The organism is Klebsiella sp. HMSC16C06, from assembly GCF_001808325.1.
Lineage (GTDB): Bacteria > Pseudomonadota > Gammaproteobacteria > Enterobacterales > Enterobacteriaceae > Klebsiella > Klebsiella variicola.
On sequence record NZ_KV793012.1, the window covers coordinates 357,820 to 373,734 of the forward strand.

Genomic DNA, 15,915 nt, shown 5'->3' on the forward strand with positions numbered 1-15,915 from the left:
GAGGACGGCCTGTGATGCTATTTCGTCCCGTACGGGAAAACGATCTCGACGACATCGTCCGCCTTGCCGCGCGGGCAGGGGTCGGCATGACCTCCTTACCGCATGACGTCGAGCGCCTGGCGGCCCGGATCCGGCGCAGTATCGAGACCTTCGCCGGCGAACTGCCGCGCGGCCAGCAGGGTTTCCTGTTTGTACTGGAAGACACCGCGCTGGCGCGGGTGGTGGGGGTGAGCGCCATTGAGGTCGCGGTGGGCCTGGACGAGCCGTTTTACAATTTTCGCATTCAGAAAACGGTTCGCGCCTCGAAAGCGCTGGGAGTCTATAAGCCTCAGGAGCTGCTTAATCTCAGCTATGACCACACCGGGCACAGCGAACTGTGTACGCTGTTTCTCGACCCGGCCTATCAGCGCAACCGCAATGGTCTGCTGCTCTCCAAGGCGCGCTTTTTATTTATCGCCGCCTTCCGCGAGTGGTTTTCCCCGCACCTGTTTGCCGAACTGCGCGGCTGCAGCGATGAGCAGGGGCAGTCGCCGTTCTGGGATGCGCTGGGCCATCACTTCTTCGACATCCCGTTCGCCGATGCCGACCGGCTGACCGGCACCGGCATGAAAACCTTTATTGCCGAACTGATGCCGGCTTACCCGATCTATATCTCACTGCTGCCGGAAGCGGCCCGCGAGGTCATCGGTCAGGTGCATCCCAATACCGCCCCGGCGCGGGCGATCCTCGAGAAAGAGGGATTCAGCTGGCGCGGCTCGGTGGATATTTTCGATGCCGGACCGGTGCTGGAGGCGAACACCGATCAGATCCGCGCCGTGCGCGACAGCCAGTGCCTGCCGGCCCAGCAGCTGATGGGCGCCCTGCCGGCGCCGACGCTCGTCGCCAACGGTCAGTTCGACAATTTCCGGGCGCTGCTGGTGGCCCACGAAGAGCAGGTCTCACTGGACGCCGCCGCGCTGGACGCGCTGCAGGTCAGTGAAACCGACCGCGTTTATACGGTAACCCTGAATCCAGAGGAAAACAGATCATGGCGGTAAAAGCACAGTTTATAGCCGGGCAGTGGCAGGCGGGCAGTGGGGCAACGATGAGCAAACTGGCCCCGGAGGATCAGTCGCTGCTGTGGCAGGCGGCCAGCGCGGGTGCCGACGACGTCCAGGCGGCCTGCGCCGCGGCGCGCGCGGCATTTTACCCCTGGTCGCACCGGCCGCTGGCCGAGCGTATTGCCGTGGTGGAGCGTTTTGCCGCGCTGCTGGAGACACATAAAGAGGCGCTGGCGACCCTGATTTCCCGGGAGACCAGCAAGCCGCTGTGGGAGACCCGCACCGAAGTACAGGCGATGATCGGCAAGGCCGCGATCTCCATCGAGGCCTATCACCAGCGGACGGGCTTTCATGAGTCGACGCTGCCGGACGGAAAAGCACAGCTGCGCCACAAACCGCATGGCGTGATGGCGGTCTTTGGTCCCTACAACTTCCCGGGCCACCTGCCCAACGGGCACATCATTCCGGCACTGATTGCCGGGAATACCATCGTGTTTAAACCCAGCGAGCTGACGCCGGCCACCGCCGAAATGACCGTCCAGCTGTGGCAGCAGGCGGGCGTCCCTGACGGGGTGATCAATCTGCTGCAGGGCGGAAAAACCACTGGCCAGGCGCTGCTGGAAAATCGTGATATCGACGGCGTACTGTTCACCGGCAGCGCGGCGGCGGGTTTCCACTTCCATCGCTATTTCGGCGGCCAGCCGGAGAAGATGCTGGCGCTGGAGATGGGCGGCAACAACGCGCTGATCGTCGCCGACGTGGCCGATGTCGATGCGGCGCTGCATGTGATTATCCAGTCGGCGTTTATCTCCGCCGGGCAGCGCTGCACCTGCGCGCGCCGGCTGATCGTGCCGCGCGGCGAGCAGGGGGATGCGCTGCTGCAGCGGCTGGTCGCGGCCAGCGCGCAGATCCGCGCCGGCAAGTGGGATGACCAGCCCGCGCCGTTTATGGGCGGAGTGATTTCTCTCGACGCCGCGCAGAACATGCTGGCGGCGCAGCAAAAACTGGAGGGGCTCGGCGGCAAGGTGCTGCTGCGCATGCGCCAGCCCGACCCGCGCTCCACGGTGCTGACGCCGGGGATCGTCGACGTCACCGGTATCGAGGTGCCGGATGAAGAATACTTTGGCCCGCTGCTGACGGTTATCCGTTATGACGATTTCCCGGAGGCCATCCGCCTTGCCAACCAGACCCGCTATGGCCTGGCCGTCGGGCTGATCTCCAGCGACGCGGCGCAGTTTGACCAGCTGGCGGACGAGGCGCGGGCCGGGATCGTCAACTGGAACAAGCCGCTGACCGGCGCCTCGAGTAAAGCGCCGTTTGGCGGGGTGGGCGCCTCCGGCAACCATCGCGCGGCAGCGTGGTACGCCGCTGATTACTGTGCCTGGCCGATGGCCTCTCTGGTCAGCGATACGCTGACGCTCCCGGCGACGGTATCGCCGGGCCTGCCATTCTGATAACGGATCCTGTGAGGACATATGTCTGGTTTTGAAGCAAACTTTGATGGCCTGGTCGGCCCGACGCACCACTACGCCGGACTCTCCGTCGGCAATGAAGCCTCGCAAAATAACCGCGATGGTCTCTCTAACCCTAAAAAGGCGGCGCTGCAGGGGCTGTATAAAATGAAAGCCCTTGCCGATCGCGGATTCGTGCAGGGCATTCTGCCGCCGCAGCCGCGTCCGAATCTACGTCTGCTGCGCGAAGTCGGTTTCCAGGGCAGCGATGAGCAGGTCATCCGGCAGGCGGCCCACGCGGCGCCGCAGCTGCTCTCCGCCTTCAGCTCCGCCTCGTCGATGTGGACCGCCAATGCGGCGACCGTCTCACCGTCGGCGGACAGCGCCGATGGCAAAGTCCATTTCACCGTCGCCAACCTGAACAATAAGCTGCACCGTATGCAGGAGGCGCCCACCACCTCGGCGATCCTGGGCGCCACGTTCGCCGATCCGCGCTACTTCGCCCACCATGCGGCGCTGCCGCAGCATGGCGACCTCGGCGATGAAGGGGCAGCCAACCATAACCGCTTCTGCCGGGAGTATGACCGACAGGGGGTGCAGTTTTTTGTCTACGGTCGACGCGCCAGCGGCGGGATCGCCCCGGTGAAGTATCCGGCGCGGCAGACCCTCGAGGCCAGCGAGGCGGTGGCCCGCCTGCATCAGCTGGATCCGCGCTACACGGTGTTTGCCCAGCAGGCGCCGCAGGCTATCGATCGCGGCGTGTTTCACAACGACGTCATCGCGGTCAGCAATCGCCATGTGCTGTTCCACCATCAGCAGGCGTTTGTCGATCAGGCGACGGTGCTGGCGACGCTACGGGCTAAAAGCGACAGTCTGGATATCCCGTTCACCAGCGTGGAAGTGCCGGACGAGCGGGTGTCGCTCGATGACGCGGTGGCCTCTTACCTGTTCAACAGCCAGCTGCTGAGTAAACCTGACGGCAAGATGCTGATCGTGGTGCCGGAGGAGTGCCGCCAGCGGGAAAACGTCTGGCGCTATCTGAGCGACCTCGCCGCCGACAGCGCATCGCCGATCGATGAAGTGGCGGTCTTTGACCTGCGGGAAAGCATGCGCAACGGCGGCGGCCCGGCCTGTCTGCGGCTGCGGGTAGTGCTCAACGAGGCTGAACGCCAGGCGGTCAACGTCCACAGTCTGATGAACGACGAGCGTTATCAGCAGCTGACGGCATGGGTGGAAAAACACTATCGCGACCGGCTGCACGCCCGCGATCTGGCGGACCCGCAGCTGCTGCGCGAGGTTTATCAGGCGCTGGATGAGCTGACGCAGATCCTGCGCCTGGGCGCGGTCTATGATTTTCAGCGTTAAGGAGCGGCAGATGGAGCACCTGGTTAACGATTTACTGCACTGCCGCCTGCAGGAGTGGAGCTTCCCGGCGGGCATCGAGGCCCGCTGGCTGGGCGAGGGGATCCTGCAGTTGCTGCCGACGGCGCCGTGGCGCCAGGCGACGATCCTCTCCGCGGGCGTGCATGGCAATGAGACCGCGCCGACGGAGCTGCTGCTGCAGTTGACCCACGATCTGAGCCAGGGGCGGCAGCCGCTCACTCAGGCGCTGCTGATCGTCTTTGGTAACCTGCCGGCGATCCGCGCCGCACGCCGCTATCTGCACAACGACCTGAATCGCCTGTTCGGCGGCCGCCATCTGGCGGTCACCCCGGGGAATGAGTCGCGGCGGGCTTTTGCGCTGGAGCAAGCGGTGCAGGCCTTCTATCGCGCCGCCGATGCGGCGGGTCCGGTCAACCGTAGCCATCTCGATATGCATACCGCCATTCGCGGGTCGCTGTATCGCCAGTTTGCGCTGCTCCCGGCCCACGCCGGGGATTTTTCGCCTGGCTTCTACCAGCTGTTGCAGGCCAGCGGGATGGATGCCATCGTGCGGCATACCGAAGCGGGCGGCACCTTCACCCATTTCACCTGCGAAAAGTTCGCCGCGCAAAGCGCCACCCTGGAGCTGGGGAAAGTGATGCCGTTCGGCGCCAACGATCTCAGCCTGTTCGCCGCTACCGACGCGGCGATCCGGGCCTGGATTTCTGACGCGCCGCTACCGCCGCGCGACAAAGCGCCAGTGGACTACTTCCTGGTCGAGGAGAGCATCATCAAGCGCGAGGGGGAATTTACGCTTAATCTCGCGGCCAACGTTGAGAACTTCACCGCGCTCCCGGCGGGATACGAAATCGCTCGCCAGGCGGAGAAACGGTGGGTGGTGCAGGCCCGGGCCCCCTATATCCTCTTTCCCAATGCCGGGGTCGCCACCGGTCAGCGCGCCGGGCTGCTGCTGCGCGCCGCGGCTCTTCGCCTCCCACAACCAGCCTGAGGAAACACCATGACTGAACATCAACATCAGGCGTCTCCTGCCGCCGGAGGTGAGGGCGCGTCACAGCTTAAACGCGGGCTCGGCGCCCGCCACATTCAAATGATTGCCCTCGGGGGCGCCATCGGCACCGGGCTGTTTATGGGGGCGGGGCGCAACATCGCCGTCGCCGGCACCTCGATTCTGGTGATCTATGTGCTGGTCGGGTTCTTTACCTATATGGTGATGCGGGCGATGGGGGAGCTGCTGCTCACCCGCCATGACTACCGCTCGTTTGCCGACTTTGTCGGCGAGTATCTCGGGCCGCAGGCCAGCTTTTACCTCGGCTGGACCTACTGGCTAAGCTGGGTAGTGACCTGCATTGCCGACGTGGTGGTCTGCGGGAGCTATATGCAGTACTGGTTCCCGGAACTGTCGGCATGGATGCCGGCCCTCAGCATGCTGGCGATCCTGTTCCTGCTTAACCTGCTGTCGGTGAAAATGTTTGGCGAGGCGGAGTTCTGGTTCGCCCTGATCAAGGTGATCACCATTATCGCCCTGATCGGCACCGGCGGCTGGATGATTGCCACCGGCTGGACTTCTCCGGACGGCGTGACGGCTTCTCTCAGCCATCTTACCGACCCGACGGCTTTTATGCCTCACGGTATCACCGGTTTTTTCGCCGGCTTCCAGATAGCGATCTTCTCCTTTACCGGCATTGAGCTGCTGGGCACCATGACGGCGGAGACCCGCGATCCGCAGCGCATTTTGCCCAAGGCGATCAATGCTCTGCCGCTGCGGATTATCATCTTCTATCTGCTGTCGATGGTGGTGATTATCGCCGTCGCCTCCTGGCCGGGGGTATCGGCGGAGACCAGTCCGTTCGTGACGCTGTTTGCCAAAGCCGGGCTGCCCGCGGCGGCGGCGGTGATTAACTTTGTGGCGCTAACCTCGGCGATGTCCTCGGCCAACAGCGGCGTCTTCTCCAGCACCCGCATGCTGTACGGCCTGTCGGTGGAGAAGCATGCGCACTGGCAGTTTCGCATCCTGTCGCGCAATACCCGCATCCCGGTGCGTAGCCTGCTGTTCTCCTGCTTCTGCATGCTGATCGGCACGCTGCTGCTGTTCCTGGTGCCGAATGTGATGACCTTGTTCACCATCGTCTCGACCCTGGCGGCGATTATGGTGGTGTTCAGCTGGGGGATGATCCTCGTGGCCTATCTGGTCTATCGTCGCCAGCGTCCGGACCTGCACGCCGGGTCGATCTTTAAGATGCCTGCCGGGGTGGTGATGAGCTGGGTGAGCCTGCTGTTCTTCGCCTTCGCCATCTTCATCATGATCTTTGACCCGGACACGCTGCTGGCGCTGTTGGCTTCTCCGCTGTGGTTTATCGCGCTGTGGGGCTTCTGGAAACTGAAGCAGCGGCGCGAGGGGCAGCTGACGCTGGACAACCAGAGCGCCTGACACCCGCCGGCCAACCTGGCCGGTTAAGCAGGAGGTGAAGACGTTACGTCTGTTTCTGCCCGGTGGCGGCTGGCGCCTTACCGGGCCTACTGACTTACTGAGCCTGGGATGAGCGGTTTCCCCCGCGGCGTGATCTCCCTCTGTAGGCCCGCGCAAGCGCAGCGCCGCCGGGCAGGATAGTCGGCACGCTACCTGCCCAGACGGCGGCGGTTAGGCGCTTTCCGCCCGGGAAGGGGCCGCACCCGGCGCGGACTTCATCCGGCTGGCGCAGAAAATTGCCAGCAGCGAAATCACCACCGTTACGCCCAGATAAACGGCCACCGGCCGCCAGTCCCCGTCATATTTTGCCAGCAGACCGGTGGCGATAAGCGGCGCGGTGCCCCCGGCCAGCGCGGCACCCAGCTGGTAGCCGAGGGTGATCCCGGTATAGCGCACATTGGCGCTGAAAATCTCAGAGCACAAGGTGCCGAGCACCGCAGTTACCGGCGCCCACAGGATGCCGAAGGCAACGACCGTCGCCAGCATGATGCCCCAGTTGGTGCCGGTGTCGAGCAGCAGGAACCACGGAACGATAAACAGCCCCAGCAGCACCACGCTCAGGGTATACATCTTTTGCCGCCCCACCTTGTCTGACAGCAGCCCCATCAGCGGGATCATCACGGTGGCCACCAGCGCGCCCAGGGTCACGGATTCCAGCGCCTGCGACTTCTGGTAGCTCAGGGTGGTGGTGGCATAGCTGACCACAAAGGTGGAGAAGATATAGAATGGGGCGGTCTCCACCACTTTCAGACCGGCGGCAATCAGCACTTCCCGCCAGTGGTGCTTGAGCGTTTCGCGCAGCGGGGCCTTCGCCACCTGGCCGGATTTTTTCACCTGCTTAAAGGCGGGCGTTTCGTCGATATCTTTGCGGATCCACAGGCCGAGAAAAACGAGGACGGAGCTGAGCAGGAACGGTATACGCCAGCCCCAGGCGAGAAACTGTGTCTCGTCAAACAGGGTCATCAGCGAGACGATAAACGTCGCCATCAGCATGCCGATGGTCACGCCGGCTTGGGGAATGCTGCCGAAAAAGCCTTTCCGCTTCTCCGGCGCGTATTCGTAGGCCAGCAGCAGCGCACCGCCCCATTCACCGCCGATACCCATGCCCTGAATAATGCGCAGGGTTATCAGCAGGGCGGGCGCCCAGAGGCCCACCATCTCATAGGTGGGAAGCAGGCCGATCGCCACCGTGGCGCTGCCCATCAGCGACAGGGTCAGCACCAGCGTCCTCTTGCGGCCGATGCGATCGCCGATATGAGCGAAAATGACGCCGCCGATGGGGCGGATAAAAAACGTCAGCGAGAAGGAGAGCCAGGAGAGGATCAGGCCGATGACCGGGTCGACCATCGGAAAGAAGATTTTGTTGAACACCAGCGCGGCGGCGGTGCCATAGAGAAAATAATCGAACCATTCGATGGCGCTGCCTGTCAGGCTGGCGATCAGGACCTTCTTGTTTTTCTGCAGAATGGATGCAGTGTTGTCTTGTGGATTGCTCATTACGAAACGTTCTCCCGCCACGGTAAATAGGTCAGGTGTCACTCTGTGTAAACAGGGTGCAACCTGGTGTGAAAAGGTTGTGTAATTGTTAAGCAACTTAGGGTTGAAGGTTACAATTGGCAAGTTCATCGCTGGCAAACTGGGCGTTATGACGCGGTTTGGACTGGTGTAACCGCGACGCTATTTTTTATTTTCCACCTGATTTTGCTGTTTTTTGTTATTTTCATAGTGAGTTGTTCAGGTGCAACCCGCCTGTTTTTAGATGTTTCTTGTTATTTCAAAATGGTTACAAATTAACGCCGCTTTGCCTCCCGCGAGGCGGCGTTTATGATGGCGAAAGCATCCTCTCCGATCGGCTGAGAGGGAATTAAGGAGACAGAATGGCAGAACAATTTCCCCGGCTGTCGGCGGCGACGCTGGCGGCGGCTAACCAGGTCGGCGCCTGGCTGGCGCAGGACGATCTGGCGATGCTACCCGCGCTGCCGCAGGTGGACGTGGTGGTGCTGGCCGGCAACGCCGTGATCCCGACCATCGACGCCGCCTGCCGGCTGGCGGCGGAACGGGAAGTCCCGCTGCTGATCAGCGGCGGCGTGGGACATTCTACGAACTATCTCTACGAGGCGGTGCGCCAGGATACCCGTTACCGTATGTTGCCGGTGGTGGGGCGTCCGGAAGCGCATATTCTGGCCGATATTGCTCATGACTACTGGCACATTCCGCGCTCGCGGCTGGTGGTGGAGGACCAGTCGACCAACTGCGGCGAGAACGCCCGTTTTACCCGGACCACGCTGGAGAACGGGGGGATCCCTCATCGTCGCGGGATCGTCATTCAGGACCCCACCATGCAGCGGCGAACCATGGCCACCTTCGCCCGCGTCTGGCAGGGGGTGACGACGCCGCCACAGTGGCTGAGCTTTCCCGGCTGCTCGCCGGTGCTGGAGCAGACCGATGGTCAACTGGGGTTCGCGGGCGGCGGGGCGGGGCTGTGGCCGGTCGCCCGCTACCTGGCGCTGCTGCTGGGCGAGCTGCCGCGCCTGCAGGATACGCCTGAAGGATACGGTCCGCGGGGGAAAGACTTCATCAGCCACGTCACCTTCCCGCCGGAGATCATCGATGCCTGGCGACAGCTGCGGGAGGACGGCCAGCTTGCCGGGGCGCTGCAGGCCCGCACCCTCAGCTGAAAACTGCCCGTTTGCGGCAGATTTATCGCAAACGGGCAATTTGTGTTATTGGAATGTAACCTCAACCGGGCATTTTTGGCCCGGTTTTATGAATCAGCTCACAGAACGGCGCCAACGTGCTGCGAAGCCACGGCTTATCCGCCCGATATTTAACAAAAAAATCACTTGTTAAATACAAACGCACTACAGGAGCAGCCATGACAGCACCCGTTCAACACCAAATGTATATTGATGGCCAGTTCGTTTCCGGTCGCGGCGACGGCTGGATCGACGTGCTTAACCCGGCGACCGAAGCGCTGCTGTCGCGGATCCCGGACGGGACTGCCGAAGAGGCGCGGCTGGCGATTGACGCGGCTGAGCGCGCCCAGCCCGCCTGGGAAGCGCTGCCGGCCATTGAGCGTGCGGGTTGGTTACGCAAAATTGCCGCTGGTATCCGCCAGCGTGCTGAAGAGATTGCCGGGCTGATCGTGGCTGAAGGCGGCAAGATCCAGCAGCTGGCTGCGGTGGAAGTCGCATTCACCGCGGACTATCTCGACTATATGGCCGAATGGGCGCGCCGTTACGAAGGCGAGATCGTGCAGAGCGATCGCCCTGGGGAGAATATCCTCGTCTTTAAACGCGCGCTGGGGGTGACCACCGGGATCCTGCCGTGGAACTTCCCGTTCTTTCTTATCGCCCGCAAGCTGGCGCCGGCCCTGATCACCGGGAATACCATCGTCATTAAGCCCAGCGAATTTACGCCCAATAATGCCATCGCCTTTGCCGAGATCGTCCATCAGGTTGGGTTGCCGAAAGGGGTCTTTAACCTGGTGCTCGGCCGCGGAGAAACCGTTGGTCAGGAGCTGGCCGGCAATCCAAAGGTGGCGATGGTCAGCATGACCGGTAGCGTGGCGGCAGGAGAGAAAATCATGGCCGCTGCGGCGAAAAATATCACCAAAGTGTGCCTCGAACTCGGCGGCAAAGCGCCAGCCATTGTGATGGATGATGCGGATCTGGAGCTGGCGGTGAAAGCGGTGGTGGACTCGCGGGTGATTAACACCGGGCAGGTGTGTAACTGCGTCGAGCGGGTCTATGTTCAGCAGGGCATTTACGACCGCTTCGTCAACCGCCTCGGCGAGGCGATGAAGGCCGTGCAGTTTGGCGACCCGGCGACGCGGGATGACATCGCGATGGGGCCGCTGATCAACGCGGCGGCGCGGGACCAGGTGGCGGGCAAAGTGGCGAAGGCGGTGGCGCAGGGGGCGCGGGTGGCGCTGGGCGGCCAGCCGCTGGAGGGCAAAGGCTATTTTTATCCGCCGACCCTGCTGCTGGATGTGCGTCAGGAGATGGACATTATCCACGAGGAAACCTTCGGGCCGGTGCTGCCGGTGGTGGCGTTTTCGACCCTTGATGAGGCGCTGGCGATGGCCAATGACAGCGACTATGGCCTGACCTCCTCGATCTATACCCGCGATCTGAACGTGGCGATGAAGGCGATTAAGGGACTGAAGTTCGGCGAAACCTATATCAACCGGGAAAACTTTGAGGCGATGCAGGGTTTCCACGCCGGCTGGCGCAAATCGGGGATCGGCGGCGCTGATGGCCGCCACGGGTTGAATGAGTACCTGCAGACTCAGGTGGTCTATCTGCAGGCCTGAGGTACTTAACTCCGAGCCGGCGGGCAGCTCAGGCGGCCCGCCGTTCGCTTAGCGGGCGAATTTCTCCAGCACGCGGATCAGCTGGGTGACGAAGCCGTATTCATTATCATACCAGGCGACGGTTTTCACCAGCTGTACGCCGCCGGCCTCCACAATCTCCAGCTGGGTGGCATCGTAGATCGAGCCGAAATGGCTGCCGATGATGTCGGAAGAGACAATCTCTTCTTCGGTGTAGCCGAAGGATTCATTGCCCTCAGCCGCCTGCTTCATCGCCTGATTGACCTCATCCGCAGTCACTTTTTTCTCCAGCACCGACACCAGCTCTGTCACCGAACCCGTTTTTGTCGGCACACGCTGGGCATGGCCCTTCAGTTTACCGCTCAGGGCGGGGATCACCAGGCCGATGGCCTTTGCCGCACCTGTGGTGTGCGGGATGACGTTTTCTGCCGCCGCTCTGGAGGCGCGCAGATCTTTGCCGCGCGGCCCGTCCACCAGCGACTGGGTGCCGGTATAAGCATGGATGGTGGTCATGGTGCCCACGGTGATGCCGAAGGCATCCTGGAGGACTTTGGCCATCGGCGCCAGGCAGTTGGTGGTGCAGGAGGCCACGGAGATGATGGTGTCATCCGGGGTCAGGGTGTCATCGTTGACGTTGTAGACGATGGTTTTCATCTCGCCAGCGGGGGCGGAAATCAGCACTTTGCGCGCGCCGGCCTGGAGATGGGCTTGCGATTTCTCGGCCGAGGTGTAAAACCCGGTACACTCCACAATCACCTCTGCGCCTGCCGCCTGCCACGGAATATGCTGCGCCTCTTTTTCGGCATACACCGTAATGGTTTTGCCGTTGACGATCAGCGCATCTTCTGTAAAGTCGACGCTCCACGGGAAGGGGCCGTAGTTTGAATCATGCTTTAACAGGTAGGCCAGTACCTTTGGCGAGGTGAGGTCGTTGATAGCCACCACTTCCAGGCTGCTGTCGACTTCTAATAAACGGCGTAACACCAAACGTCCGATACGACCAAATCCATTAATCCCAAGTTTACTCATGGACATTCTCCGGTTGGTAAAACGACTCGATGTGATAAAACTCCTCCAGGCTTAGTCCTGTCCCCCTGATTGGTCAACTGACAATCTGTGCGGTATGCCAGCGCTTGCGGGCCGGGGAGGAAAAAAGTGGATGTTTTCCCGGCCTTTTTTAGCGCTGACGGCAGGGAATAATTTTTGTTACCGGAGATGAGGGGGCCGCCTGCTGGCGAAGCGGTGAAAAGCGTCTATGCTTAACTATTGAATAGCTTAGTAAAATATTGACGTTAGACGAAGGGAGAGGTTATGGGATTCTGGAGAATCGTTTTCACTATTATTCTGCCGCCGCTGGGCGTACTGCTGGGGAAAGGCTTCGGCTGGGCGTTTATTCTCAACATTATTCTGACCCTGCTGGGCTATATTCCTGGCCTGATCCACGCTTTCTGGGTGCAGACCCGCGACTGAGGGGCGAGCAGATAACCACGCCTCCCCCTGGGACCCGCTCAGGGGGGCATCAGGCTCTCTTTATACAGCAGCGTATTATCCTTCGACCAGTAGTGCCGGGTCTCCTCTTCCAGATCAACAATCCACTTAAACACGCCGGCGCTGGCGAGATCCTTGCAGTACTGTTCAAAGTTGATGGCGCCGGCAAAATGGCGGATGACCGCGGCCGAGGTCAGTCGATGGCTGGGGGCGCTGCGCACGCGTAGCAGGCCGCGGGCGCTTTTTATCGAAATCACCTCGTCGTTTGCCATCACGAAATTCATATTGCCGGTGGAGACAAAATAGATGTAGTAGGAGACCTGATGCCGGCGGAGTTCACTGGCGAAGGTGGTAAAATCGGCATCCGCGCGAACCTGTTCGAAAAAGTGACCCAGCCTTGCCAGCAGTTCCATTTCAATCCTTGTTGTGTTGTTGCTGCGCATGGTTTAGGCGTCTGTCGGCATAAACCATTCACACGTTTACTTATTCGTATTTTAATAATATAGGCGCGTTATATTAATGGTTATTATGTAACTGGAACATCGTTTCAAGTGTTACAAGCTATTGCAAAGGTTCGCAGGGGATCCTCGAGGCAGGCAGAAGGTGTGATAAGACGGGAAGGGGCGAAATTAGCGCCGGCGATGTTCGTCGCCGGCGGGGTCATGAGCCGCGGCTATTTCTGGATCAGATAGCGAATGGTTGGGCCATCCTGCTGAATATCCAGCACCGTATAGCCGTGGTTCCTGGCATCGAGTGGAATGTTATTGATCGACTGCGGACAGTCGCTGACCACTTCCAGGATCTCGCCTTTTTGCAGGGAGGGCATCGCCTCCAGAGTGGCCACGGCCGGATAGGGGCAGGGTTCGCCGACCATATCCAGGCGATAATCAGGGATGATGTTTTTCATGCGCTCTCCTTCACGGTCCGGACCGCCGTCGACTGGCGGCGGAAAAAATGTCTTTCCCAGGCGATCACCAGCAGCAGGGCGATCAGCAGCAGCAGATAGGTCGCCAGCAGCCCGCCGAAGGGACCGAAGGCGTTCAGCAGGTTGATTTTCTGCCAGTGGGTGGCGAGCGGAGCGGCGATATCGTCCCAGCACCAGGCGAGCAGCGTTGAGCCAATGACATTGCCCAGCCCAACCCACCAGTAGTGAACCTGGCCTTCCACCGCCCGGTACATCCAGCCGGTTTCACAGCCGCCGGCCAGCACGATGCCAAAGCCAAACAGCAGCCCGCCAATCGCCGCATTGGGACCGGCCCACATAATTTTCGGCGCCATCCCCAATTGCACATAGCTAAAGATACCGATGGCGCTCGCCGCCATGCCGAAGATAATCGCCTTCGCCATCACCGTCCGGCCGGTGATCCACATATCGCGAAAGGCGGAGGTAAAGCAGATCTGCGCGCGCTCAATAAGCAGACCGAAGCCGATGCCGAACAGCATCGCCAGGCCGAGCGCCGGGTGGTCTGCGGCGGTGAGCAGGCCCCAGCCGATCATGGCGAAAAAGATCACCATGCCCAGCCGGAAACGGCGGCGCGCCTGCTGCGGTTTTTGGGTTAACGGCGAGGCGGCGGACACCTTTTGCATTTTTACCGGGATGCGAAAAAGGGGCAGCAGCGTGAAGCGGGCGCCAAACCAGGAGCCGATGGCGGTGGCGATGGCAAACAGCCAGGCGTGCAGGGAGAACTGCGGAATACCGGTGAAAAAAGCCGCCAGATTGCAGCCCATCGCCAGACGTGCGCCGAACCCGGCGATGATGCCGCCTGCCACGGCCTGCACAATGCGGATCCGGCTGCGTGGAAAGCGCAGTTTGACGTTATTGGCCCACAGCGCGGCGGCCAGGCAGCCGCCGAACATGCCGATGATCATCCTGCCATCGATGCGGGTCAGCGGCGTCCCTTCGAGATGAATCAGCTGGTAATAGCCCCACTGTTCGCTGTGGACGCCCAGCAGTTGCAGCAGCTGACCACCCCAGCGGGTGAATTCGCCGGTCACCGCCCAGAAGGTGCCGGTGATGCCAAAATAGTAGGTAGAGAGGATGCCCGCCGCGATGACCGCCGGGACAGGGGACCAGAACCGGATAAGCCAGGCCTGTTTGAAGGATTGCCATGTCATAAAAATGCCTCTGAACTCAGAAGGTATTAAAGGTCGATGACCGACCGAAGGGGGCAAATAGTACCCGCCTTAACGCCTGCTTTCTCTGTTTTGGATCAAGGCCCTACGCTTGCGCCACCACGGCAAGCAGCGCCAGCAGTGCGGGCAGCGCCTGAATATAGAGAATTTTGCGGCTGGCGGTTAGCGCGCCGAAAATCCCGGCGACCAGCACGCAGGCCAGGAAAAAGATAACCACCTGCACCCCCGGCGCCCCCAGCCACAGCCCCCACGCCAGGCCGGCGGCCAGAAAACCGTTATACAACCCCTGGTTGGCCGCCAGCACCCGGGTCTCCCGGGCGAAATCGGCGCTGAGGTTAAAGGCCCGGCGCCCGGCGGGGGCTTCCCAGAGAAACATCTCCAGCACCAGGATGGCGAGATGAATAATAGCGACCAGCGCAACGAGGAGAGTGGCTAACACAGCAGTCCTTAATCAATAAGATGAATGTGTCTGCAGTATAGCTGCAAGCGCTAACGAAGCGGGAGCGCCGCTGCTATAGTGCAGATAGGGTCATGTTTTCTGCCGCGACCAGCGTCGGTTATCTGATTGCCCTTCGGTTTAGTTTAGCGGTGCTAGTATGCCGGGTTCTTTTTTACGGGTGTGGCGTAGGTTACTGAATGTTAAATAAATTATGGATTTTGTTATCAGGGCTACTGGTGGTTGCCATGCCGTCGGCGCAGGCCGGGGAATTAAACCTCTATTCGATGAATACCGGCTCCTATGTTTATCATATGACCGGTAACCACGGACAATATAACGAGCATTTCAATAACAATTTTTTCTCGGTGGAGCGCAAGTTTTCTCAGGATTCAAAATACAGCGTGCTGGTCGGAACGATGAAAAACAGCTTTGACGATCGCTGTTTGACCCTCGGCGTGCGCCGCGACTGGCTGAAAAACGATACCGGCTGGGTGCTGAAAGGGGTGTATGCCTATACCGGGGAATTTTTCTTTGACGCCTTCAGCCACTGTGGGGATTCCGGCACCTACCGCACCGCCAAAAAAATCACCGGCGTCGGTTTTTCGCCCTACCTCTATCATGGTCTGCAATATAACTTCACCGATTATTTCGGTGTGGAAGGCGGCATTATTGTGCCGGCGATCTTTGTGATGAGTATTCAGTGGAGCTTTCGCTAGCCGCTTTATTATCCGGGAAAAGAGCAGGCCGCCTCAGGTGGCCTGCTACTGATGACCTGGCGGCAGGAATTAATGGAAGCCGAGACGGATCAGATCTAACGGGCAAAAGCGGCCCTCGCAGCCGTCGATTTCAACGCAGTCCGCGCGGCGAAGCTGCTCGGCGGTTTTCCCTTCACCATGGATAGCTTTAATCACGCCTGTTGTGCCGTTACCGGCGATCATTACCATGCTGCCGGTAGCAATAGCGTTACGATTACGGTCATAGGTTTTCATGGTCTCCTCCTCAATAAACCAGGGTAAGCAATGATTAAGCGGCTAAAGTAATACGCTTTTTTGCCTAAAAAAGTTTTGAGGATAATCAAATTTATTTTAATAATCCCGGAGCGAAAAGGGCCACAAGTCCCCTCTATTCAGGCCGATCGCATCGCCTGCGTGGCGCGCGACACTGACGGCAATATGTCATTC

At 60.5% G+C, this 15,915-nt stretch carries 17 protein-coding genes; 9 read left to right on the plus strand and 8 right to left on the minus strand.

Features of this window, described 5'->3' with window-relative positions:
• Nucleotides 1-14 precede the first annotated feature (14 nt).
• The 5 genes from astA to HMPREF3142_RS20575 are packed head-to-tail and all read left to right on the plus strand — an operon-like array spanning nt 15 to nt 6,302.
• The gene (gene astA, locus HMPREF3142_RS20555; protein WP_168443620.1) at nt 15-1,037 is read left to right on the plus strand and encodes an arginine N-succinyltransferase; all 1,023 of its coding nucleotides are present in this window, start codon (nt 15-17) and stop codon (nt 1,035-1,037) included.
• Complete coding sequence (gene astD, locus HMPREF3142_RS20560) at nt 1,028-2,494, plus strand: succinylglutamate-semialdehyde dehydrogenase (RefSeq protein WP_012968349.1); 1,467 nt, start codon at nt 1,028-1,030, stop codon at nt 2,492-2,494. The genes astA and astD overlap by 10 nt, the downstream gene beginning before the upstream one ends.
• Nucleotides 2,495-2,515: 21 nt before the next feature.
• On the plus strand, nt 2,516-3,856 hold the full coding sequence (gene astB, locus HMPREF3142_RS20565; protein WP_070612514.1) for an N-succinylarginine dihydrolase: 1,341 nt from the start codon (nt 2,516-2,518) through the stop codon (nt 3,854-3,856).
• Nucleotides 3,857-3,866: 10 nt separating this feature from the next.
• Entirely contained in the window at nt 3,867-4,862 is a 996-nt protein-coding gene (astE, locus tag HMPREF3142_RS20570; RefSeq protein WP_008805092.1) for a succinylglutamate desuccinylase, read from the plus strand.
• Between the two features lie 9 nt (nt 4,863-4,871).
• On the plus strand, nt 4,872-6,302 hold the full coding sequence (locus HMPREF3142_RS20575) for an amino acid permease (protein ID WP_008805091.1): 1,431 nt from the start codon (nt 4,872-4,874) through the stop codon (nt 6,300-6,302).
• Nucleotides 6,303-6,512: 210 nt separating this feature from the next.
• On the opposite strand, the gene HMPREF3142_RS20580 is transcribed toward HMPREF3142_RS20575, so the two are convergent.
• Nucleotides 6,513-7,838 carry an MFS transporter gene (locus tag HMPREF3142_RS20580; RefSeq protein ID WP_070612516.1) on the minus strand — a complete coding sequence of 442 codons (1,326 nt, stop codon included), beginning with the start codon at nt 7,836-7,838 and terminating at the stop codon, nt 6,513-6,515.
• 380 nt (nt 7,839-8,218) lie between these two features.
• On the opposite strand from HMPREF3142_RS20580, the gene HMPREF3142_RS20585 reads away from it, so the two are divergent.
• Nucleotides 8,219-9,019, plus strand: coding sequence for a YdcF family protein (locus tag HMPREF3142_RS20585; protein ID WP_070612518.1), 801 nt, complete (start codon nt 8,219-8,221; stop codon nt 9,017-9,019).
• 61 nt (nt 9,020-9,080) lie between these two features.
• Here the strand turns inward: HMPREF3142_RS20585 and HMPREF3142_RS29560 are convergent, their stop codons facing one another.
• Nucleotides 9,081-9,218 carry a hypothetical protein gene (locus HMPREF3142_RS29560; protein ID WP_012541908.1) on the minus strand — a complete coding sequence of 46 codons (138 nt, stop codon included), beginning with the start codon at nt 9,216-9,218 and terminating at the stop codon, nt 9,081-9,083.
• On the opposite strand from HMPREF3142_RS29560, the gene aldA reads away from it, so the two are divergent.
• Entirely contained in the window at nt 9,217-10,656 is a 1,440-nt protein-coding gene (aldA, locus tag HMPREF3142_RS20590) for an aldehyde dehydrogenase (protein ID WP_022066005.1), read from the plus strand. The two genes, HMPREF3142_RS29560 and aldA, sit on opposite strands and share 2 nt — an antisense overlap.
• A 48-nt stretch (nt 10,657-10,704) precedes the next feature.
• On the opposite strand, the gene gap is transcribed toward aldA, so the two are convergent.
• The gene (gap, locus tag HMPREF3142_RS20595; protein WP_016160929.1) at nt 10,705-11,703 is read right to left on the minus strand and encodes a type I glyceraldehyde-3-phosphate dehydrogenase; all 999 of its coding nucleotides are present in this window, start codon (nt 11,701-11,703) and stop codon (nt 10,705-10,707) included.
• Nucleotides 11,704-11,985: 282 nt separating this feature from the next.
• On the opposite strand from gap, the gene HMPREF3142_RS20600 reads away from it, so the two are divergent.
• On the plus strand, nt 11,986-12,144 hold the full coding sequence (locus HMPREF3142_RS20600) for a YqaE/Pmp3 family membrane protein (protein WP_002903230.1): 159 nt from the start codon (nt 11,986-11,988) through the stop codon (nt 12,142-12,144).
• A gap of 38 nt (nt 12,145-12,182) precedes the next feature.
• Here the strand turns inward: HMPREF3142_RS20600 and HMPREF3142_RS20605 are convergent, their stop codons facing one another.
• The 4 genes from HMPREF3142_RS20605 to HMPREF3142_RS20620 all read right to left on the minus strand — a co-directional run bounded on the left by HMPREF3142_RS20605 (nt 12,183) and on the right by HMPREF3142_RS20620 (nt 14,734).
• Nucleotides 12,183-12,575: a DUF1398 domain-containing protein gene (locus HMPREF3142_RS20605; RefSeq protein ID WP_008805086.1), complete on the minus strand. Its 393-nt coding sequence runs from the start codon at nt 12,573-12,575 to the stop codon at nt 12,183-12,185.
• 260 nt (nt 12,576-12,835) lie between these two features.
• Nucleotides 12,836-13,069, minus strand: coding sequence for a sulfurtransferase-like selenium metabolism protein YedF (gene yedF / locus HMPREF3142_RS20610; RefSeq protein WP_002903233.1), 234 nt, complete (start codon nt 13,067-13,069; stop codon nt 12,836-12,838).
• Entirely contained in the window at nt 13,066-14,277 is a 1,212-nt protein-coding gene (gene yedE / locus HMPREF3142_RS20615) for a selenium metabolism membrane protein YedE/FdhT (protein WP_012541906.1), read from the minus strand. The genes yedF and yedE overlap by 4 nt, the downstream gene beginning before the upstream one ends.
• 103 nt (nt 14,278-14,380) lie before the next feature.
• On the minus strand, nt 14,381-14,734 hold the full coding sequence (locus HMPREF3142_RS20620; protein WP_022066007.1) for a DUF1304 domain-containing protein: 354 nt from the start codon (nt 14,732-14,734) through the stop codon (nt 14,381-14,383).
• A 236-nt stretch (nt 14,735-14,970) separates the two neighbouring features.
• Between HMPREF3142_RS20620 and HMPREF3142_RS20625 the strand changes: the two genes are divergently transcribed.
• Entirely contained in the window at nt 14,971-15,450 is a 480-nt protein-coding gene (locus HMPREF3142_RS20625) for a hypothetical protein (RefSeq protein ID WP_162493319.1), read from the plus strand.
• A gap of 69 nt (nt 15,451-15,519) precedes the next feature.
• On the opposite strand, the gene ydfZ is transcribed toward HMPREF3142_RS20625, so the two are convergent.
• Nucleotides 15,520-15,723: a putative selenium delivery protein YdfZ gene (gene ydfZ / locus HMPREF3142_RS20630; protein WP_004151566.1), complete on the minus strand. Its 204-nt coding sequence runs from the start codon at nt 15,721-15,723 to the stop codon at nt 15,520-15,522.
• Nucleotides 15,724-15,915 lie beyond the last annotated feature (192 nt).